The organism is Litorimonas taeanensis (assembly GCF_003634015.1).
Lineage (GTDB): Bacteria > Pseudomonadota > Alphaproteobacteria > Caulobacterales > Maricaulaceae > Litorimonas > Litorimonas taeanensis.
The window spans coordinates 521,215-541,913 of the sequence record NZ_RBII01000002.1; the positions used below are offsets into that span (position 1 = coordinate 521,215).

A 20,699-nucleotide genomic window follows, 5' to 3' on the forward strand; every position below is an offset into this window, starting at 1 on the left:
AGGATAAAAAGTAAGATGAAAGGCGCATTATGATTATTGCTCAAATCACAGATTTGCACCTTGGTTTTCATGGAGAAAATGCGTCTTGCACTAATCGGGAAAGATTGCGGGCTGTATTGTCTGAAGTTCAATCAAAGATCCAAAGCCCAGACCTTATCCTTTTCACTGGTGACCTAGTCGAAATTGGTGAAGACTGGGCCTATGAAGACCTTCGAGAGGAACTAGAAACTCTTTCAATCCCGTATTACTTTGCCTTTGGAAACCATGACAATCGCAGCGCATTTTCATCTACGTTTCCTGAAGTAAAATTCGATCAGGGGTTTCTTCAATATACAATCGACGACTGGCCCCTACGCATTATTGTTTTGGACAGTTTAGAAGTCGGCCGCCATGGCGGAGGGTTTTGCTCAACACGCGCTAAATGGCTCCATGATCGATTATCAGAACAACCTGACCGCCCCACTCTAATCGCTCTTCACCATCCGCCCATGCGCTCTGGTATAGATTGGATGACGGTCTCTGAAGGGGAGGCTTGGGTAAATCTATTACAAGCAACGCTCGAGCCATTTAATAATGTGGTGCATATTATGGCGGGTCATATTCACAGGTCTATATTTACACAATTTCTAGACATACCGCTTGTCGTGTGTTCCGCTGTCGCGCCCCAAGTCAAATTAGAGCTCGCCGATATTCAAGTAGACAAACCTGACCACCGCATTTTACTGACAGATGCCCCCGCAGGTTACTGCCTCCACCAATGGGATGGACATCAAATCACAACGCATAACGGCATCGCGCCCGATGGAGCCCCAATCATTCGTTATGATGATAAACATGCCTTTGTTATTCGGCACACACTGGATTTACCGCCTAAAGAAGAGTGAGTCGTTTTATGTTTCTGCCTTGAAAATAAAGTGCTAACAGCTTCCCAGACTAGTTACGCGTATGGGGGCAGAGTAAATGGTTGTCGAAAAAACAATTAAATTTCGTCGTTTAATTCCAATCATATGGAAGCGAATGTTAAAAATGGCGCTGCTCTCGGCGATCATTGTCGTTCCCATCGTTTATTTTGATCTCCGGCAATTCACAATTACTATGCAAGCCCCGCTTATTCTTGGTACGGCTATTTCAATTTTCTTAGGGTTTAGAACGAACTCAGCCTATGACCGCTGGTTCCAAGGCCGCGCCTTGTGGGGTGATATTGGTGGCTGCACCCGCAATACAGCGCTCCTCTGTTCTAGGAACAAAGAAGCTTATACGAATTATAAAACAGGCAAGGAATCAAAGCTCGCAGCGATAGTTATGCCGCGTATGATTAAGCGCTCCATCGCCTTAATGTGGATTTTCAACAAGCAATTAAAAGATCTCCCTCCCCTAGAATATGAAGGCCTCGACAATTTGTTAGAGAAAGAGGAAAAAGAAAGCTTAGCACACTCTGTTAACCCCTCCCTTCAACTCCTTTTTAATCAAGGACGTGACTTCCGGATTGCTAATTCTGAGGGCCAATTTGTTGATGGAGAACATTTTGAATTTGTAGCCATTCAACGTGAAATGGCGCTTCTTATGACGCGCTGTAATGGTTTAAAAAACACTCGCTTCCCAACCCACTATACCTATTTCACAGATTTATTTGTGTGGCTGTTAGTGGCCCTTCTATCTATGTCCTTACCCGGCGAAGAAAGCGCAGGATATTGGTCTATCCCGATTGCCGTACTAATCGGCTGGATATTCTCTATGATTGAAGGCATCGGGAACTTTATGGACCATCCTTGGACGAACAACCGAAATGTTGTGCCTATGGACTTCCTTACACGGTCACATGAAATCGAAATTCGTAGCTTTGCTTTCGGTGATACAGACCTGCCTCCGGCTTTCGAACCTGTAGATGGGGCGCTTTACTAGGTCTTTGCGCCATCCAACGGCGTATCACTTTTCATTAGAACGGTAAGCCCCGCCCCAGTTTTTCTCGGGCGGACTCTTTTTATATTGCGCAATGCGCTCTTCCATTGCGAAATAATATTTATGAAGATCATATGGCGCGCTCTGCTCTCTTAGAGTCTCAAGCCCCTGCAAAGCCTCATCCCAATGCTGATTGCGATATTGCTCCAAAAAGATCATATGATTTTTCTGATAGGCTTTAAACTCGGCTGTCAGCGCCAGTTTATCATCCCCTGCCAATAGATAAATAGTTTCGGGGGCTTCTCGTCCTACGACATACACTTTGTCAGCTTCCAAAAAGGCAAAATCTGGAACGGCATTTGCCGTCTCTGAGCCAAAGAGGGAGGCGACCCGATATTGTTTTGTCAGCCCTTCAATTCGAGAAGCCAAATTTGCCGCATCCCCAATCATAGAATAAGAGAATCTCTGTTCTGAACCCAAATTGCCAACACAACAAATTCCTGTATTTATACCTATCCCTATGCTTACCGTATCGGGCCAACGAATTTCTTTTTGGTCTCGATATTTTGCATTTAGGGCCGCAAGTTCTAACTGCATTTGCAAGACGGCACGTGCAGCACATTTTTGATGTTCTGGAACGGCTATAGGGGCGTTCCAAAAAGCTACGATGGCGTCTCCAATATATTTGTCTATGGTTGCGTCATGTGCCTGCAAAATATTGGTCATGGGCGTAAGAAATTTATTTAAGAAGGTGGTAATATCCTGCGGGCGCATAGATTCAGATATGCGTGAAAACGAACGAATATCTAGGAAGAGAATTGAAATCTCTTGCTCCTGACCGCCAAGCTTAAGCAAGGCAGGGTTTTCGCTGACTTGCTGTACCATCTCTGGCGATAGGTAGAGGTTAAAGGCCCCTCTTACGCGGGCTCTTTCCGATTCCGCCATATAATATGACGTTAGCATAACAAAGACATAGCACGTTAACATCGCCAACAGCGGGTAAACTGGATCTAATAAATAATGAAATTCCTTAAAGGCAAAGTTTGAACCCCAGAAAATTCCGTTACCAATCAAAAGAATGACAATCCCCCCCCTTATCGCCTTTAAACGGGGCAAGGTCAGCGTCAGAATAATTCCCAATATAACAATCAAATAAAACTCTAGTGAAGACGCATAAAAAGGGCGGTAGAGATAATCGCCGGTCAATATCTGTTCTGTGGCTTGCGCGTGAACTAACACGCCAGGCTCGCCGCCTCTGAAGGGAGTTTGCACGATATCTTTTAACCCTTCTGCACCCGTACCGATGAATACGATATGCCCCATAATATTCTCCTCCCACCCAAAATCGGAAGGGCTATCAGAGAGTATCTTCCAGGCTGGAATATACCGCTCTGGATGGGGTGGCTGTGTAAAATAGACATTCAGCGATCCATTTGCTGTTGTCGGAATTTCAAAATCTCCGACCCTAATCGCTTTCACCTCAATATTATCGCTAGAAACGCTTTGCGCCTCATAGGAGGCATTACTGCTTCGTATTTGATACGTCGTAGCCCCTTGCACAGTGCGCAGCGCCTCTAGGGCTAGAGACGGATATATTCGATCACCTATACGGCTAATTAAAGGCGCTGTACGGACGACGCCATCACTCTTATCCGGTTGGAAAGATACACTCCCCGCGCCCTCTGCCGTTGCTTCTAAGGGCGGTATAGCGTGTAATACCCCATGAAACTCTGGCACGCTATTCACGGGACTATCGCCAATCATGGCAAATCCAGCTTGGGATTGAGGTTCTGTTAATGTGGGGCGATTAATTAAAAACAGACCATTTACAACACGCGTTTGTTGAAAGCTTTCCGCAAAGATTTCGTCGTGACTCCGTAGAGTCAATATCTCATCAAAATGGCTTTTTGCGTCGGGATTATTTTGCAAGACAGACACCATGTTTTCAGGAGAGGTTCTGTCCGTTTCAGAGAATAAAACATCATAAGCCACTACGGCGGCCCCAGCATCAGCCAAACGTGTATTTAACTTTGCAAGAACCGTTCTGGGCCAGGGCCATTGACCAATGCGCCTGATGGATTCATCATCAATATCAATTATACGCACAGGAACATCTGGATTGAACTCGCGTGGATATTGTTTCTGAAAAGAATCAAAAACAAGATTACTCATTCGCATAATAGCTTGTGGCTGCACCAAATGCGCCCATGCGAAAAACAACACCGTCAGCAGACCAACCATTGTAGGAATTGCCCATTTGCGGCGGCGGCTAACGACGCCGATATTAAACAATGACAGTTTACCAAAAGGCATGGACGGTAATTTCATGTCTTTTTCTATTTCAATATTTTCTGTCGAGTTATCATATGGGCTGAATTAAACTCTATCGATCAATCTCATTCAGCCCATCAATTTCGCCTAAACCTCTTGATGGCCAATCTGCTTCCTCGATAGATTGGAGCGGCGTCATAAAATCGGTCTCCTCTTCATTTAATTGTGGCAGCGGAGTAAACCAACTCTCTTCAATTTTAAACGGTCTGAAATTCCCTTCTCGCGTTGGCTGTGTGCGCAAACGGCGATTAAAATAATTAAAGAGCGAATCCGATACGATAAAAGGTTGAGAGGGCGCGTCGTGCTTACTGGTCACAAGAATAGCTGTCCCACTTTCCGTTAACGTAACTGACTGCCCCGCAGAAACAACCTCAACCTCTCCAACACGATTAGCCGTGCTATTATTTTTACCCGGCCCTCTTAAAATTACGAGGGTCGCGCCCGCATGATCCATTTGAATATCACCGGCCAATAAGCCCTCTTTTTCAGCACATAGAAATGCTTCTGGCCCCACCAAAACTTCCACCATAGTCCCGCGGATTCCCATAGTCGCTGTAGGGGTATATATTTTTATTTCATCCGGATTTGTTTTCGAAACTTTACCCGAGGTAAATCGAAACATACCTTTTCGGACTTTAGCGGAGAGAGAGTTGTTGTTCTTTTTGGGATCATAAACAAATTTATCTATAACCATATCGCATTGCGGGCCAACTGTGAAAGTACTATTATCTTTCAACAAAACTTGAAGGCTAGAACCAATGCGTGAGTTCACATTATCACCGAGGAAAACGGGTTCTTTTACAATGGCTTGGCGCTTTTCGGCTTCACCCGTACTTTGAATTTCTACAGTCCCCTTGACCGCTGAATTGCGGCCAACTTCGATAGTGTCTGCCATTGCTGTGGTTAAAAAAAGACTGCTTAGCCCCGTTACAACGCCTATAGTTGATTTAATTACGCCCTTCATGCTTCACCCCCAATGTGAACTAGAAACTCACTGATAATTTTACATCCGCACCCAAATTATTAAAATCATTTATATCTATATTAGATTCCCGAAGCGTATAATTTAAACCGAGTTCTAATACGGGTTTATTTAATTCAACATTCGCCGCCTTTGACCCGAGCTGAATGGCCATCGCCGTTCGGGCGCTGACCCGTAAATCTGAACGGTCACCACTTAGGCCAATTAAGTTCTCTTTATATCCAAGCTGCCTTGCGCGTAGATAGGATTTTGATGTCAAAGTTTCATTTATTACATGTTCATAGCTCATGGCGGCAACTGGACCTGAATAAGCAAAGGCCTGCAAATCAGCTGATTTAGTTTCATATCCCACAGCCGCTGAAAACTTATGTCTATCTTTTATTTTCTGTAAAAGACCAAACTGCAAACTTGTTTTTAGTCCGTCTCTTTCATCTTCTCTGGAAGCAAAGCTAAGGGGCTTATAATCCTGACTATATACCGATAGACTCACAACAGCACGGCTGTCATCTGTAATGGCTTGGCTAAAAGAGGCGCGCGGACCGATTTGATTCAAATAAGTTTCTCCGCTTACTTTGACCTGCCTTGCATTCACATCAACGGCCATAACCCCGCCTGCTGGACGATAAGTTAGGCCCGCCCGTGCCTCGTATACGTCATAATCAGCTTGGTCATATGTATCATGACGGCGAATATGCCCAACAGCGCCAAGACGCGCCATTACTTTCCTGTCATCAGTTAAAGGCAGGTTCGCTTCGGCCCGCGCTTCTAATGTTACTGAAACATCACCGCGTTCATCAAAGCCAAAACTTTCATCTGTCAGAGCATTGCCCGCATTATCATCGGCTCGAAATCCCACCGTAACTTGAGCGCTTATATCATCTGGAGCGGCATAATTAACCTGTGCTTTTACTGGGTTATAAACCGACCCGGCAGAGGCAATCTCTGGAAAGCTCTTTCGCGGCGGAATAGCAAATGCCTGTTTATATTGCGTATACGTTTCGGTTTGGTCGGGATTTAACGCTTTACCCTCTAGGAGAGCCAATTCCCTTAAGGCGGCTTTTTGGTCATCCAGTCGATATAATACCGCCGCATAAAGCAAACGCACAGAATGCCAGTTTGGATTGGCATAAAGCATACGCTCTAAGGCCGCCCCTGCATTTAACATTTCGCCTTTTTTAATTTGCTGTTTGGCATAGCGAAGGCTGAGGTCGAGATCGTCAAGATTGTCATAGACCTCTTCTTCTGAAATCTGTGGCCCAGTACCCAATGCGCCTATTTGCGCTTTGGCTTGGTATGGAATAATGCAAAGCAGGCAGAGGATTACGCAATACCATATGAGCCGACCAACGCTGAATTGCGTCTGAAAACTATCCTGCGATATATTTAATTGCCCCATTTTGCCCCACATGAATTCAAGGCAAAATAGAATAACTCCGCCCCTACGCTCATTATGCCTCACCTTAGACCCAAACATCATTAAGGAACAATGAAAATCTTACCCCTTGCCCCAAGGCAGCTTAAAGCCTCAATGCCTAGCAGGCTGCACGCTTATAATAGATATAACACTCTTTGAGGCGCATTTAAATTACTTGCGCCTTTCAGGGGAACCTAATCCGTCACCCTCTTCAATCTCATGAATCAGAAAATAACTGCGATATAGTGAAGGCGCAGTGAAACCTCAAATAGGTCCCTATTAAGTGAGAGAGAATGGTACGGCTGGTCGGAATCGAACCGACACTCCAAAGGAACGGGATTTTGAATCCCGCGCGTCTACCAATTCCGCCACAGCCGCCTGTTTCAGACCCAACATAAGGGGGTCTTTGGTAAGGCGCGCAACATAGCTTCGATTTTTTGGACGTCAACTGTTTTGGCCATATACTTTCCCTTAATATATCGTCTATAGCACGCAGCTATGAAGGGTCATTTTGCTTTCCTTGAACGCTGGTATGAAAATACGAAAGCTTTGGCTCGCCATCGGCGCGCTATGCCAGCTTTGGCAATGGTCTCTTTTGCCGAAAGTTCATTCTTTCCTATTCCCGTTGACGTGATGGTCATTCCCATGGTGCAAGCCGCGCCCGAAAAATGGTGGAAAATTGCGGGCGTCGCGGCCTTCTTTTCTGTCTTAGGCGGGATATTCGGATATATGATAGGCATGATGTTTTATGAGGCCCTCGCTCAGCCTCTTTTAGAGGCTTTAGGGAAAACCGAATATGTTGAGCGGTTTCGTGAAAGCATCAATGAAAACGGGCCATTATGGGTGTTCGGGGCTGGTTTAACCCCGTTTCCTTATAAAGTGATAACAATCATGAGCGGCGCTGTTCCTGTGCCTTTTTCTGCTTTTTTAATGGCCTCTATCTTGGCGCGGTCATTACGGTTTTTCGGCGTTGCGGGGGTTGTACGGCTTTTAGGCCCACAAGCCGAAAAGTTCATGAAAGAACGGTTTGGTCTTTTCACTATTTTGCTTTTTATTGGACTGGCCGCGGCATGGTTTGCCTATAAGGCGCTTTCTGGACATTAAGCGACTATCAGGGCAGTAGCCCTATCACGCGTTTAAATCCAAAAGACTGAAACGCTTTAACGCGCGCCGCGCCCGCATTAGGCCCCATAAGAAACGCAATATCTTCACGGGTTTCACAGGGATGTTTGTCAATCTGCCTCAAGACAACCTCCACCCGCTTGGCAATGGCCGCGCCGCTATCTATCCAATGAATTGACTGACGAACGGATTGCTTCAATTCATGCGCTAAAAGCGGAAAATGCGTACACGCCAATACAACAACATCAATATCCGCGCCGCGGCGGCCTTCGAATAGAGGCGCTAATTCTCGTTGAAAATACTCTATCGACAAGGATTCTCCAGCAAGTTTGCCTTCGGCCCATTCCACCAGATTAACTGATCCTTGCAAGACCACCTGGCAATCCCCCGCAAATTGAGTGATTAAACTATCAACATATTTTCGACGCACCGTCCCCGGAGTGCCCAAAACTCCGATCGTCCGTGTTTTAGAGAGCTCAGAGGCCGGTTTTATTGCAGGCACAACACCAATAACGGGCGTTTCTACTACCTCACGGATAGCTTCTAATGCAGTCACAGAGGCCGTATTACAGGCAATGACTATCGCATCAGGCTTCGTCATGATGTCTAAACTTGCCAACAACCCCGGCAACCGGGCCATTAAAGCGTCTGCAGATTTTTCTCCGTAGGGGCGGAAGGCATCATCGGCAACATAATCCAGACATAAATTCGGCAAGCGTTTGCGAATTTCGCCAACGACAGACAACCCCCCAACGCCAGAATCAAAGACCAAAACTCGGCCTTGCGGATTAATTTGCGGTACTTCCGCCATTTTACCTCTTAAATTTACGTTCTGCTTGTGTCCTTGTGACGCCCCCGCGTCAATAAAACCTTATAAAACCAAGAAAGACTGTAAGATAAAGTGAGTTTCTTTTAGGGCGGAATAACGGCATAGCAAAGACTATGTCCGTGGTTCAAAATAAATCTGTCAATTACACTAAAATATTACTGGCCATTATTGGACTCACCCTTGTTTTTCGCTGGGTCTTGATGGCGGGATTGCCATTGGGTTTACATGGAGATGAAGCCCAATATTGGTCATGGTCTCGTGATTTAGACTGGGGATATTATTCCAAACCTCCATTAATTGCATGGATTATTGCTGGGTTTACCTCTGTCTTGGGACATGCAGAATGGGCTATCCGGCTCCCATCCGCCTTATTTCACAGCTTAACTGCTTGGTTTATCTTTTTAACCGCCAAACAAGCCTTTGATATTCGCATTGGTTTTTGGACCGCTTGCACATATTTGTTCATGCCAGCTGTATGGCTATCATCAACCTTAATCAGCACAGATGTCCCGCTACTTTTATGTTGGGTTTTAGCCCTCAATGCCTGGGTGGCCCTAAGGGAAAACGCCTCTTGGTTTCGAGCAGCACAGCTAGGGTTTGCGATCGGATTTGGGCTTTTGGCGAAATATGCCATGCTCTTTTTTCTGCCTGTAATCGGACTGGCGGTGATGTTCGATAAACAAACGCGTCAATCTCTTTTGGGCGTAAAAGGTTTATTCGTTATAGTGCTCATAATCGCCCTCTTTGCGCCGAATATCCTCTGGAATTTAAACCATGATTTCGCCACGCTTTCTCATACTGCCGATAATGCAAATCTTTCTGGCCCCCTTTTTAATATTTCAGAGCTACTGACATTTTGGGGGGATCAATTTGGGGTGTTTGGCCTTATATCCCTGCCGCTTTTTTGCCTCGCCTTGCTTAAAATTAAGACCTTGCCTAAATTCTCTTTCTGGTTGGCTTTGCTCGCCACTTTACCTTTATTCGTTATTTCCTTCCAAGCTTTCGTCTCTAGGGCCAATGCCAATTGGGCTGTCACAGCTTATATTGCCGCGCCAATTTTGGTCGCCATTTATGCGGTTACCCGTCCGAAAGCCTTGGCCGTTTTGAAATATGGTTTGATAGGGCAAAGCGTAATTATGATAGCCGCAGCGCTCATTTTACTAAGCCCAGCTTTGACGCAAAAAACGGGATTAGATAGGTCTGTAAAACGGATGCAAGCTTGGCCCGAAACCGTAGAAGCGGTAGAGGCCCTCTATAAAGCGGGCCATAACGGACAGGATTACGAGGCAGTGGCGACAGATAATCGCCTCGTTTATTATGACTTACAATATTACGGCCTAGCTGAATTAGCGCCGCTTTATGTGTGGTCACCTAATATAGTCCCAAATAATCATGCAGAAATGACAGCGCCTCTACCGAAATCGGACGGCCCTATTCTTTTGTTGAATTATTACAACAATTATGAATCCTATTTCGAAGAAAGCTTTGATCGCCTTCTGCCGCAACCTCCGCTCGAAATAGATTTAGGCGGAGGAAGAAAGCGCGTTTTAAAGGTTTGGGTCGGGTATAATCATATCCCAGCAAAAGATAGTTAGCCCTATTTTTATCGTTTAATCTTGTGAGCCCCAGAGTTGTTTTAATCGCCCATCGCGACCACAACTTGTTCTATAATATTTATATCGTAAGGGTTTCTTTTTATAATAGTCTTGATGATACGCCTCTGCATCATAAAATGGTGACGCAGGTAAAACAGGGGTTACAATTGGCGCTGAAAAAGGCTTAGCCTGTTTAATCTCTTCCAAGGAAGCTTGGGCCATTTCGATTTGGTCAGGGCGCGCAAAAATCGCGGTTCTGTAGCTGTCGCCTTTATCACAAAATTGACCTGTATCATCCGTTGGGTCAACTGACTTCCAATAGATATCTAGCAAGCTTTCATAAGATATTACCGTGGGATCAAATGTGATTTTCGCGGCTTCATAATGGCCCGTATCTTTATAAGACACCTGCTCATATGTCGGATTTTTCGTGCGCCCTCCCGTATAGCCTGACACGGCTTCAATTACGCCGTCTATCTTTTCAAAGTCTGATTCGACGCACCAAAAACATCCACCCGCCACAATCATTGTGTCCAACGTTGCTGATTTCACATCCTGACTATCAGGCCCCATTACATCCTGTGAGACAGTTTGGCTTTCTGCGGCGCTACACCCTGCAATAAGAATGCCCGCACTTAAGAGTATAAATTTTTTCATAATTCATTTTCCCATAGCCCAAGCTCACACACCAATCACGTCAGTGTTATGCGCTGTATTTATAAGGCTACGTCTCTAAAGGCAGAGACGTTGCACGACAAAATAAAAAAAATGAAGAAACCCGAAGCTTATACTTTCCAACCCGTGTGGAGCGCAGCGATACCGCCGCTATAATCATCCCACCCTACGCGAGAAAATCCAGCCTCCTCGACTAATTTTGCGAATTGGGCTTGTTTTGGAAAACGCCGGATAGACTCAACCAAATATTGATAGCTATCGCGATCATTGGCTAAAAGCTGCCCCATTGGCGGTATAACAGCAAAAGAGTAGCTATCGTAAAATTTACGCAACCATTGCGTTGGGGGCGTCGAAAACTCAAGAACCGCCAAACGTCCACCCGGTTTTAAAACGCGATAAAATTCTCGCAAAGCCAATGACCTATCAGTTACATTCCGAATGCCAAAAGCTATCGTGACAACATCAAAACTTTCATCTGGAAAAGGCAAAGCCTGAGCATCGCCGCAAATGCGCGATAAATTAAGCCCTGCATCTTTACTGGCATTGACCCCTGCCAAGAGCATTTCAGCATTTATATCACAAATTACAGATTGGGCCGGCTCACCTCCGCGCCGTAGACGCACATCATCTGCCGCGCGGATAAATCGACGCGCTAAATCTCCTGTGCCTCCTGCCACATCCAAATGTCGCTCCCCTGGCTGCGGGTTCAGCTTGGCCATTGTCATATTCTTCCAGACGCGGTGAATGCCAAGGCTCATCGCGTCATTCATCAAGTCATAATTCTTGGCTACGGAGTCAAATACACCGCGCACTCGGGAGGCCTTCTGGCTTTCCGGAATATTTTCAAAGCCGAAATCAATGGTTTTCTCTGTCATGGATACGACTCTATCAGTCAGAAATAGAAACCGCTAGCTATTCCGCCACATCTAAGAAATCGATGGGTTCTGGTAGACCTGTACGGAATGCAGATTGTCCCCCATTGAGGAAGAAATCCTGATCTTGTTTAAAGGCCTTAACGAGGAAATCGAAAACTGCCCTTATCCGGGTGGACCGTCTTAGATCTTGGTGAGCCACTAAATATAGCTCTTCTGTCACCGTGACATCTGGCAATATGCGTACCAGTTGATTTTTTTGTTTTTTCCTCGCGCCCCGCGTAATCGGCTGCATCCCAATACCGTAGCCATGCTCCATAGCTTCATCAAAGGCCCAAATAGAGTTTGTCTGGAATGTTATGCGCTTAGGAGAATGAATCATCACGTCTCCATCGCGTACCCAAAGCTGTTTGCCGTCCATAATATTGGCAATGACGCCGTCATGATCTGACATATCATCCAAAGTTTCAGGAGAACCCATTCGTTTAACATATTCTGGAGCCGCATAGAACCCAAATGAAACCGTCGCAATCTTACGACCAATCAATGAATTTTGCTCGCCCGGGCCTTCCCAGCGCAGTGCTATATCGGCCTCTCTTTGCGCCAAGTTAAAGTCTCTGAAGCCAATGCCCAAATCAATCAGAATATCGGGATGAGTTTTCCGAAAAACCTGCATCACACCTGGCAACCAAGCCGTTCCGATGCCCTCTGTCGCAGAGAGACGAACGACACCTGACAAACTATCCTCTAAGGTCGCAGAACTACGGTCAATCGCCGCGGCTTCATCTTGCATACGCTGGATATGATCGAGCATAGATTGACCAAACCGTGTCGGAACAAGAACCCCGTCTTCTCTTCGCAATAAAGGCGTTTTAAAATGGTCTTCCAGAGCTCTTATCCGACGGCCTACCGTGGGCTGGCTCATACCGAGCTTTTTGCCGGCGGCTGTTAAGCTACCGACCTCTGCGACTGCCAAAAATATAGGGTAATCCGACCAATTTTTCATAGAACACCCCTAACAGATATGAACGCATAATGTCAATTTCATTCAGTTTTATATGACAAAAAGTTTACACTTCATAAGCCTTGCCTCCGCAAGAGGGGCTAAGAGGCGCGGCGCAACGCCGCGATATGCAGACGGGCTTTGTCAGAACGGGTCATTCCGATTACCATCTCTACATGTCGACACTTTTAGAACCCGCTACACTTCCGCATAATATCTGGGCCGCTATTCGGCGCGGTATCAGATTAAAATGCCCTCGCTGCGGGCAAGAAAAACTCTTTAGATCCTATTTAAAGCCCGTTTCAACGTGTCCAAATTGTCAAAAAGACTGGGAAAATGTACGCGCAGATTTGGCACCAGCTTGGGCCGCCATGACATTCTCGGCGCATTTCATTATACCCCTTTATCACTTCTTTATATTTGACGGCCCCTTACCCAATTGGGCGGCAACCTTGCTCATGATAATTATTGCCACTTCTATTTGTCTGGTCACTCTACCTTCTTTCAAAGGTTTATTTATGACCATTGTTTGGTGGCATAAAATGGAAAAAGAGCAACAAAGCTAAGCCGAAGCGCAAAGCGCGCTTCAAAAGCCTTGACGCCAACAACTTAGGCAAGCATATCGCTATTACTCATTAAGACCGGTGGAGGGACAGGCCCTAGGTTTTTATTGCGCAGACGGCACAATGGAAACGAGATACCGGGGCAACCCAGATGGTGCCAAATCCTGCGACGTTAGTCGGAAAATGAGGCAAAGGGCAAAAGCCTGTGTTTGTTTTCCGTAAAACCGTTCGTATTTTTGGCCCGACAAATGTAAGATCGGCATTATGTCGCAAGATGGAATAAAAGACATTACCTTAGAGCGTGGCTCCGTTGCACTTGAGCGCGGGTGTGACATTGCCAATGATACGGTGCGTGGCCGACTTTATGGCAATATGGACGGCCCTTTATTAATTGTCTTGGGCGGCATTTCCGCCACGCGCTTTGTCGCGGATGGCGGGAAACTGAATCGCGGATGGTGGTCACGTCTGGTGCGTAAAGGCGGCCCCATTGATCTGAATAAATTCAAAGTTTTAAGTGTTGATTTCGCGCCTGAAAAGGGCGGCATTGACTGCCCTGACACCATAACAACAGCAGACCAAGCGAAGCGTATTGTAGATTTGCTTCAAGCTGAAAATCTAGGCCCCGCACGAGCTATGATTGGGTCATCTTATGGCGGCATGTGTTCACTGGCCCTCGCCCAAAATCACTCAGAATGGGTTGAGAATCTTTGTATAATCGGTGCAGCCCATCGACCCTATCCGATTGGCGTAGGCTGGCGCGGTATTCAAAGACGCATTGTCCGTTTAGGAATAGACGCCGGGCAGCCCGAAACAGGGTTAAGATTAGCTCGAGAGCTCGCTATGACGACCTATCGAACGCCCGAAGAATTTGCGGATAGATTTGCGCTAAACGAGACCAGCACAAACCCCTTCAGTTTTGATATATGCGATTATCTGGGATCACGCGGAGATGTTTTCGCAAAATCTATGGACGCTCAACGTTTTCTGGCCCTCTCAGAATCAGTAGATTTGCACCGCGTGGAACCTGAGAATATTACGACGCCAACATTATTAATGACAGCGATATCTGATCAGCTCGCTCCCTTACCTGATATGCGTGAACTGCGTGATCGGTTAGCGGGGCCTAGCGAGCTCTTCACATTTACCAGCCTTTATGGTCATGATGCGTTTTTAAAAGAATATGACGCTATGAGTCCAAGGCTTGAATCATTTTGCAAGGGTTTACACACAAGGTGATAGTCTGGCCTTACAAGCACAGTTTTGTCGCATTTGTTATTTTGGCCCTATCGTTTTTGAAGGTTATTTGAAAATAAAATCATGACAGACAAACCTCATATACAAACACAAATCGTCCAAGCTGAAATTGGATCTGACCCTGCTTTTGGCGCCGTGGCCCCGCCATTATATACATCCTCAACATATCTTTGGCCCAGTGTAGAAGAAAAAGGACCTTATGATTATGGCCGCACTGCCAACCCTAATCGCGCCGGACTCAGTAAGGCCTTATCCATATTAGAAGGCGGTTCTAGCACCGTAATTACTTCATCAGGAATGAGCGCAATCGACCTTTGCCTAAACCTTATTAAGGCTGACGACCTTATTATTGCCCCGCATGATTGCTATGGCGGCACGCATCGCTTGCTAACGCACCGCGCAGCACAAGGCCGCGTTCGCGTATTATTTATTGATCAATCAGACCCTGAAGCACTTCACGAAGCGCTAGACGAAAAACCTGCAATGGTTTTAATAGAAACCCCATCCAACCCGCTCATGCGCCTTGTTGATATTTCTAAAATCGCAAAACTATCCAAGGCTTGCGGCGCCATCGTCGTGGCTGATAATACATTCTTGTCTCCTGTACGTCAGCAGCCGCTCTCACTAGGGTGCGATATCGTAGTACACTCAACAACCAAATATCTGAACGGCCACAGCGATGTTGTGGGCGGCGCCGTTATCGCAAAATCGGCTGAGCACGGCGAAACACTCGCTTGGTGGGCTAATTGCGCAGGTGTAACAGGGTCCCCCTTTGACGCGTGGCAAACTTTGCGCGGCCTAAGAACTTTATCAGCGCGAATGGACATTCAAGAAAGTAATGCCGAAGCGATTGCTAAATATTTGAAAAAACACAAAGCTGTCACCAAGGTTTACTACCCTGGTCTACGCTCTGACCCTGGGTATAAATTGATGAAAGCGCAACAGTCAGGCCCCGGCGCAATGCTGTCCTTTGAACTCGAAACGCCTGCCCTTGCCGCTAAAGCCCTTAATTCAATTGAAATCTTTCAACTTGCAGCCTCGCTAGGCGGCGTAGAAAGTCTCATCTGTCAACCGTCTACTATGACCCATAGAGGTATGGCTGAGTCAGCTCGACTGGAAGCCGGCATAACAGATAATTTATTGCGGTTATCCGTTGGAATGGAGACTGAAAACGACTTAATCAAGGCCTTAGACAAAGCGCTAAGCTAAGAACAAGCCTTTAAAAAGGATGTTTTTGCCTTTTGCGATATCAGTAGGACAAAAATTACCTATTATTTGCTGAAAAAGTTATAGTGAGGAGCAAAATTTCCTCTTGAGGAGTCTCTCGCAATAACCTAAAGAAAGAATTCGAGGAAAAGGTATTATGCATCCATTTCAGAAACAAGACGAAGTCCAAGCAAAAGTTGCGGCGAAATCCGTGACTGTTGAAGACTTGCCGTCTGTGGCTGTGATGCTTGTGCTGATTCTGGCTGTGCTACTGATTAGCGGAGTCGCGAGCGGGATTTAGGATAAAGATAACAAGCCTAATATTCACCCGCTCCAACCAGAGCGGGTTTTTTATTGGGTTTAATTTTGTGAATTAAACGATGACAAAACCAAAGAGCACCCCACAAGCAAAGCGTAGTGACGCGATTGTTAAAGGCCCGAGCCGCGCCGCTGCGCGCGCCATGCTTCGTGCCGCAGGTATGGATGATGACAATTTTGAAGGCCCAATGATTGCGGTCTTCAATACGTGGACCAATATGGGGCCCTGCAATATGGACCTTGATAAGTTGGCCGTACCCGTGCGCGCCGGCATTCGCGCCGCTGGTGGCACACCTGTTGATTTCAACTCTATCGCTGTTTCAGATGGCATTACGATGGGAAGCGAAGGCATGCGGGCCAGCTTAATGTCCCGCGAAGTTATTGCAGACTCAATCGAACTCGCCGTCAAAGGTCATAGCCTTGACGGCGTTATTATTTTGGTGGGTTGTGATAAAACAATTCCCGCGGCAGGTATGGCTCTGGCGCGCATGAATGTACCCGGCGTTGTGCTTTATGGCGGCTCCATCATGCCCGGCAATCACAAGGGTAAAGACCTGTCAGTCCAAGACGTGTTCGAAGCTGTAGGCGCGTGTGCGGCCGGCATTATTGACGAAGACGAATTGAAAGACATCGAAAAAGCAGCTTGTCCCGGAGCCGGGGCTTGTGGTGGTCAGTTCACAGCAAATTCAATGGCTATGGCCATGACCTTTTTAGGGCTGTCTCCAATGGGCGTTAATGATGTTCCTGCGGTTGACGAAGAAAAGAACAAAGCGGCCTATCGCGCAGGACAAATTGTTGTCGACTGCGTAAAAGACAATCGTCTGCCTCGGGAAATGATAACCCAGCAAGCCTTGATGAACGCAGCAATTGCCCTTTCGGCAACAGCGGCCTCCACGAATGCTATTTTGCATTTGCTCGCTATTGCTACAGAGGCAGAAGTGGAAGGCTTTGACATCGATGCTTTTGATACGATTTCGCGCACGACGCCCGTTATTGGTGACTTGAAACCAGGCGGGAAATATATGGCGTTTAATTTATATGAAGCCGGCGGCTCGGCGCTTATTGGCAAACGCCTCGTTGAGGATGGGCGTATCAAAGACAGCCCAACGGTAACAGGTCGCAGTCTTTTTGAAGAGATTAACGACGCCAAAGAATCAGAAGGACAAGATGTTGTCCGTACCTTCAATGACCCTGTTAAGTCTCGCGGCGGTTATGGTATTGTCTATGGCGACCTAGCCCCTGAAGGCTGCGTCGTGAAACTTGCGGGACATGGCGCTTTATTTTTTGAAGGCAAGGCCCGCGTCTTTGAATCAGAAGAAGCGTGTTTCGAAGTTGTTCAAAGAAATGAAATCAAAAAAGGCGATGTGATTATCATCCGTAATGAAGGCCCCGCAGGCGGCCCAGGGATGCGCGAAATGCTTGCGGTTACTGCGGCTCTTGTTGGACAAGAGATCATCGATGACGTTGCTCTTATAACTGATGGCCGTTTTTCAGGGGCGTCATATGGTTTTGTGATTGGCCATGTCGCACCAGAGGCCGCACATGGCGGACCTATTGCCTTTGTACAAGACGGAGACACTGTCACGATTGATGTAGAAGCTCGAACAATTAATGTCGACGCTGACCTCGTGGCTCGTTCAAAAGATTGGACGCCGCCGAAACCTAAATATCCAAATGGCGCCTATGCTAAATTCGCAAAGCTTGTTGGCAGTGCCTCAAAAGGCGCCGTAACCTCTTTCCCATTTGACACCTAATTAAAAGACTCTTTTGAAAACCTAGAACTTAAGGACGAAAACCCATGTCATCTCTCGATATTTATTACGACAAAGATTGTGATCTTTCGATTATCAAAGCCAAAAAAGTAGCTGTCCTAGGCTATGGTTCACAAGGGCGAGCACACGCGCTTAACCTTAAAGATAGCGGCGTTGATGTTGTCGTTGGTTTACGCCCAGAAAGCTCCACAAACAAAAAAGTTCGCGCAGATGGATTGACGGTCAAGCCAACGGCAGACGCGGTTAAAGGCGCAGATGTCGTCATGGTTTTAACACCAGATGAACTTCAAGCTAAAATCTATCGTGAAGATATTGAGCCTAATATTAAAGAGGGCGCTGCGCTTGCTTTTGGTCATGGCTTTGCCATCCATTATGGTCAGGTTGCGCCGCGACGCGACCTTGATGTTATCATGATTGCCCCCAAAGCTCCGGGTCACACCGTCCGCAATGAATTTACAAATGGTCGCGGCATTCCTGACCTTATTGCGGTTGCCCAAGACGCCAATAGTGGCTTCGCACTTGACCTCGCTAAGTCCTATGCGTCCGCTATTGGTGGTGGCCGGACAGCGATTATCCATACAACCTTCAAAGACGAAACAGAAACTGACCTCTTTGGGGAACAAGCTGTGCTTTGCGGCGGTGTTGTTGAACTTATCAAAATGGGTTTTGAAACCCTTACAGAGGCTGGGTATCCGCCTGAGCTAGCATATTTTGAATGTCTGCATGAAACCAAATTGATCGTCGACCTTATTTATGAAGGCGGCATTGCCAATATGAACTACTCTATTTCCAATAATGCGGAATATGGTGAATATGTCACCGGTGAAGCGGTTGTGAATAACAGCTCTCGCGAAGCGATGCGCACAGCCCTTAAGAACATCCAAAATGGTGATTATGCAAAATCCTTCATCCAAGAAGGCGCACTTGGCTATCCTTCCATGACAGCCCGTCGCCGCAATATGGAAGCACATCAAATCGAGCAAATTGGCGGAAAGCTTCGTGAAATGATGCCGTGGATTGCCGCGAATAAAATTATCGACAAAGACAAAAACTAAACGCCCGACTTAAGCTCTGCCGCTTTTCTCCTTTAGAGCGGCAGATCAAAGCGGCGCGATAGGAACATAACGATGACCACAGCGAAACAATTTAACCGTCAACAGACGGAAATATTGGAAGACAGAGCCCCAAAATCTGGGTCTCAGCTCTTGCTTGAATCTATAGCCGCTCAGGGCGTGGATTTAATCTTTGGTTATCCAGGCGGCGCCATCATGCCCGTTTATGACGTCCTGCCGAGCATTCCACAGCTCCGCCACATTCTTTGTCGCCATGAACAAGCCTGCGGCATGGCGGCCATTGGTTATGCCCGCGCTACGGGTAAGGTCGGCACAGCCTTTGCAACATCTGGTCCAGGGGCGACCAACCTCGTTACCGCGATTGCCGATGCTTATTTAGATTCCGTGCCTGTTGTCTTCGTCACGGGGCAAGTGCCTACGAATTTGATGGGAACGGATGCATTTCAAGAAGTCGACATTTTCGGCATAACCCTGCCCATAGTTAAACATAGCTATATTGTACGCGATCCGGCTGACCTTCCAGGTATGATCGCCGAAGCCTATTTCATCGCCGCAGAAGGGCGGCCAGGCCCCGTCTTAATCGACCTTCCAAAGGACGTTGCCAATGCGGTGACAACGGAGCGCCATAAATGGCGCCCTTACCCTAAAGTTAAACCTGAAATGGGTAAAAGTTCTGAAATAGAAAAGGCCGAGCAGTTAATTCGAGAGGCCAAAAAACCTCTCTTTTACATTGGCGGCGGCATAGCTCAGGGTGACGGGGTAAAAGAGTTACGTGACCTCGTTGAGCGCACACAGATACCTGTCGTTTCAACGCTTAAGGGGCTTGGCTCACTTCCTTCTGATCACCCAAATTACCTAGGCATGCTCGGTATGCATGGTTTGAAAGCCGCCAATTACGCGGTGCAGGAATGTGATTTATTAATTGTCGCTGGTGCGCGTTTTGATGACCGCGCCACAGGCAAGCTAGATACGTTCGCCCCGCATGCAAAAGTTATCCATATGGATATTGATATTGCTGAAATTAATAAACTACGCCGCGTGAATGTTGGTCTTGATGGGTCATTGAAGAAGAACCTCGCCGCTCTGGACCCTTTTGACGGCGGCGCAGCAACAGGCATTAATGATTGGCTAGAACTTTGTTATTCTCGTCGCGCTATGCATGAATGGGATTATGAAGGCGCGCAAGAAACAGCCTCTCCCGGCGTTTACGCCCCTAAATTATTACATGATCTCTCTCGACGCGCAGATGATAGCGCAATTTTCACCTGCGATGTAGGACAACATCAAATGTGGGTCGCACAGCATTGTTATTTCGACGATCCCAAAGACCACATTACATCAGGCGGCTTGGGAACAATGGGCTTTGGCCTTCCGGCGGGGCTTGGTGCAAAGCTTGGCGCGCCTGAACGCACCGTCATTACTGTGTCAGGTGACGGTTCAATCATGATGAACATTCAAGAACTCGCCACATTAAACCGCTATGGTATTCCGCTGAAAATTGTACTGTTAGACAATTCGGTTTTGGGCATGGTGCGCCAGTGGCAAGAAGTATTCTTTGACAAAAATTATTCGGAAACAAATTTGGATGACAACCCAGATTTCGCGGAAGTTGCCAGAGCCTTTCAAATTGAGGCTTTCACCGTGAACACAGCGGATGAAATGGATGCTGGCATTGACCGTCTTCTTTCAACAGACGGCCCTGTCCTTATGCATGTAAAAATTGACCCCAATGAAAATGTTTGGCCACTCGTCCCGCCAGGGCGCAGCAATGCCGACATGATGGAGCGTTAA

At 46.8% G+C, this 20,699-nt stretch carries 18 protein-coding genes, 1 tRNA gene and 1 riboswitch; of the genes, 11 read left to right on the forward strand and 8 right to left on the reverse strand.

Annotation, left to right across the window (positions count from 1 at the left end; translation table 11 throughout):
* Window positions 1–29: 29 nt before the first annotated feature.
* A complete protein-coding gene (locus DES40_RS10415) occupies window positions 30–884 on the forward strand; it encodes a phosphodiesterase (protein ID WP_121101758.1) in 855 nt (284 codons plus the stop codon).
* Between the two features lie 76 nt (window positions 885–960).
* On the forward strand, window positions 961–1,902 hold the full coding sequence (locus DES40_RS10420) for a bestrophin family protein (RefSeq protein WP_121101761.1): 942 nt from the start codon (window positions 961–963) through the stop codon (window positions 1,900–1,902).
* A 24-nt stretch (window positions 1,903–1,926) separates the two neighbouring features.
* Here DES40_RS10420 and DES40_RS10425 read toward each other — a convergent pair whose 3' ends face one another.
* From DES40_RS10425 to DES40_RS10440, 4 genes are all read right to left on the reverse strand, one after another.
* A complete protein-coding gene (locus tag DES40_RS10425; protein ID WP_121101764.1) occupies window positions 1,927–4,227 on the reverse strand; it encodes a CHASE2 domain-containing protein in 2,301 nt (766 codons plus the stop codon).
* A 55-nt stretch (window positions 4,228–4,282) separates the two neighbouring features.
* A complete protein-coding gene (locus DES40_RS10430; protein WP_121101767.1) occupies window positions 4,283–5,194 on the reverse strand; it encodes a FecR family protein in 912 nt (303 codons plus the stop codon).
* Between the two features lie 19 nt (window positions 5,195–5,213).
* A complete protein-coding gene (locus DES40_RS10435) occupies window positions 5,214–6,608 on the reverse strand; it encodes a hypothetical protein (protein WP_147405897.1) in 1,395 nt (464 codons plus the stop codon).
* Window positions 6,609–6,920: 312 nt separating this feature from the next.
* Window positions 6,921–7,004 (reverse strand) — tRNA-Leu (locus DES40_RS10440).
* A 120-nt stretch (window positions 7,005–7,124) separates the two neighbouring features.
* On the opposite strand from DES40_RS10440, the gene DES40_RS10445 reads away from it, so the two are divergent.
* Entirely contained in the window at window positions 7,125–7,730 is a 606-nt protein-coding gene (locus DES40_RS10445) for a YqaA family protein (protein WP_121101773.1), read from the forward strand.
* A 7-nt stretch (window positions 7,731–7,737) separates the two neighbouring features.
* On the opposite strand, the gene murI is transcribed toward DES40_RS10445, so the two are convergent.
* On the reverse strand, window positions 7,738–8,559 hold the full coding sequence (gene murI, locus DES40_RS10450; protein ID WP_121101776.1) for a glutamate racemase: 822 nt from the start codon (window positions 8,557–8,559) through the stop codon (window positions 7,738–7,740).
* A 131-nt stretch (window positions 8,560–8,690) separates the two neighbouring features.
* Between murI and DES40_RS10455 the strand changes: the two genes are divergently transcribed.
* Entirely contained in the window at window positions 8,691–10,172 is a 1,482-nt protein-coding gene (locus tag DES40_RS10455; RefSeq protein ID WP_121101779.1) for an ArnT family glycosyltransferase, read from the forward strand.
* Between the two features lie 15 nt (window positions 10,173–10,187).
* Here DES40_RS10455 and msrA read toward each other — a convergent pair whose 3' ends face one another.
* From msrA to DES40_RS10470, 3 genes are all read right to left on the reverse strand, one after another.
* Window positions 10,188–10,829: a peptide-methionine (S)-S-oxide reductase MsrA gene (gene msrA / locus DES40_RS10460; RefSeq protein WP_233345572.1), complete on the reverse strand. Its 642-nt coding sequence runs from the start codon at window positions 10,827–10,829 to the stop codon at window positions 10,188–10,190.
* A 128-nt stretch (window positions 10,830–10,957) separates the two neighbouring features.
* Complete coding sequence (ubiE, locus tag DES40_RS10465) at window positions 10,958–11,722, reverse strand: bifunctional demethylmenaquinone methyltransferase/2-methoxy-6-polyprenyl-1,4-benzoquinol methylase UbiE (protein WP_121101782.1); 765 nt, start codon at window positions 11,720–11,722, stop codon at window positions 10,958–10,960.
* A 37-nt stretch (window positions 11,723–11,759) separates the two neighbouring features.
* Window positions 11,760–12,725 (reverse strand): LysR family transcriptional regulator, encoded by a 966-nt coding sequence (locus DES40_RS10470; protein WP_121101785.1) that lies wholly within the window; start codon window positions 12,723–12,725, stop codon window positions 11,760–11,762.
* Between the two features lie 173 nt (window positions 12,726–12,898).
* Here DES40_RS10470 and DES40_RS10475 point away from each other — a divergent pair, with 173 nt between their 5' ends.
* From DES40_RS10475 to ilvG, 7 genes are all read left to right on the forward strand, one after another.
* Entirely contained in the window at window positions 12,899–13,288 is a 390-nt protein-coding gene (locus tag DES40_RS10475; RefSeq protein ID WP_170144961.1) for a DUF983 domain-containing protein, read from the forward strand.
* 63 nt (window positions 13,289–13,351) lie between these two features.
* Window positions 13,352–13,475: riboswitch (SAM riboswitch) on the forward strand.
* 74 nt (window positions 13,476–13,549) lie between these two features.
* Window positions 13,550–14,521 (forward strand): homoserine O-succinyltransferase MetX, encoded by a 972-nt coding sequence (gene metX, locus DES40_RS10480; RefSeq protein ID WP_121101791.1) that lies wholly within the window; start codon window positions 13,550–13,552, stop codon window positions 14,519–14,521.
* 81 nt (window positions 14,522–14,602) lie between these two features.
* A complete protein-coding gene (metB, locus tag DES40_RS10485) occupies window positions 14,603–15,748 on the forward strand; it encodes a cystathionine gamma-synthase (RefSeq protein WP_121101795.1) in 1,146 nt (381 codons plus the stop codon).
* A gap of 154 nt (window positions 15,749–15,902) precedes the next feature.
* A complete protein-coding gene (locus tag DES40_RS13245; protein WP_170144962.1) occupies window positions 15,903–16,046 on the forward strand; it encodes a hypothetical protein in 144 nt (47 codons plus the stop codon).
* A 79-nt stretch (window positions 16,047–16,125) separates the two neighbouring features.
* Window positions 16,126–17,817, forward strand: a complete 1,692-nt coding sequence (locus DES40_RS10490) for a dihydroxy-acid dehydratase (RefSeq protein WP_121101798.1) — start codon at window positions 16,126–16,128, stop codon at window positions 17,815–17,817.
* Between the two features lie 44 nt (window positions 17,818–17,861).
* Window positions 17,862–18,890 (forward strand): ketol-acid reductoisomerase, encoded by a 1,029-nt coding sequence (ilvC, locus tag DES40_RS10495; RefSeq protein ID WP_121101801.1) that lies wholly within the window; start codon window positions 17,862–17,864, stop codon window positions 18,888–18,890.
* A gap of 72 nt (window positions 18,891–18,962) precedes the next feature.
* Window positions 18,963–20,699 (forward strand): acetolactate synthase 2 catalytic subunit, encoded by a 1,737-nt coding sequence (ilvG, locus tag DES40_RS10500; RefSeq protein WP_121101804.1) that lies wholly within the window; start codon window positions 18,963–18,965, stop codon window positions 20,697–20,699.

Bases quoted from the DNA above. Each gene is read 5' to 3' on its own strand.
- DES40_RS10415 (WP_121101758.1), top strand. From the start codon at position 30: ATGATTATTGCTCAAATCACAGATTTGCACCTTGGTTTTCATGGAGAA.
- DES40_RS10420 (WP_121101761.1), top strand. From the start codon at position 961: ATGGTTGTCGAAAAAACAATTAAATTTCGTCGTTTAATTCCAATCATA.
- DES40_RS10425 (WP_121101764.1), bottom strand. From the start codon at position 4,227: ATGAAATTACCGTCCATGCCTTTTGGTAAACTGTCATTGTTTAATATC.
- DES40_RS10430 (WP_121101767.1), bottom strand. From the start codon at position 5,194: ATGAAGGGCGTAATTAAATCAACTATAGGCGTTGTAACGGGGCTAAGC.
- DES40_RS10435 (WP_147405897.1), bottom strand. From the start codon at position 6,608: ATGGGGCAATTAAATATATCGCAGGATAGTTTTCAGACGCAATTCAGC.
- DES40_RS10445 (WP_121101773.1), top strand. From the start codon at position 7,125: ATGAAGGGTCATTTTGCTTTCCTTGAACGCTGGTATGAAAATACGAAA.
- murI (WP_121101776.1), bottom strand. From the start codon at position 8,559: ATGGCGGAAGTACCGCAAATTAATCCGCAAGGCCGAGTTTTGGTCTTT.
- DES40_RS10455 (WP_121101779.1), top strand. From the start codon at position 8,691: ATGTCCGTGGTTCAAAATAAATCTGTCAATTACACTAAAATATTACTG.
- msrA (WP_233345572.1), bottom strand. From the start codon at position 10,829: ATGAAAAAATTTATACTCTTAAGTGCGGGCATTCTTATTGCAGGGTGT.
- ubiE (WP_121101782.1), bottom strand. From the start codon at position 11,722: ATGACAGAGAAAACCATTGATTTCGGCTTTGAAAATATTCCGGAAAGC.
- DES40_RS10470 (WP_121101785.1), bottom strand. From the start codon at position 12,725: ATGAAAAATTGGTCGGATTACCCTATATTTTTGGCAGTCGCAGAGGTC.
- DES40_RS10475 (WP_170144961.1), top strand. From the start codon at position 12,899: ATGTCGACACTTTTAGAACCCGCTACACTTCCGCATAATATCTGGGCC.
- metX (WP_121101791.1), top strand. From the start codon at position 13,550: ATGTCGCAAGATGGAATAAAAGACATTACCTTAGAGCGTGGCTCCGTT.
- metB (WP_121101795.1), top strand. From the start codon at position 14,603: ATGACAGACAAACCTCATATACAAACACAAATCGTCCAAGCTGAAATT.
- DES40_RS13245 (WP_170144962.1), top strand. From the start codon at position 15,903: ATGCATCCATTTCAGAAACAAGACGAAGTCCAAGCAAAAGTTGCGGCG.
- DES40_RS10490 (WP_121101798.1), top strand. From the start codon at position 16,126: ATGACAAAACCAAAGAGCACCCCACAAGCAAAGCGTAGTGACGCGATT.
- ilvC (WP_121101801.1), top strand. From the start codon at position 17,862: ATGTCATCTCTCGATATTTATTACGACAAAGATTGTGATCTTTCGATT.
- ilvG (WP_121101804.1), top strand. From the start codon at position 18,963: ATGACCACAGCGAAACAATTTAACCGTCAACAGACGGAAATATTGGAA.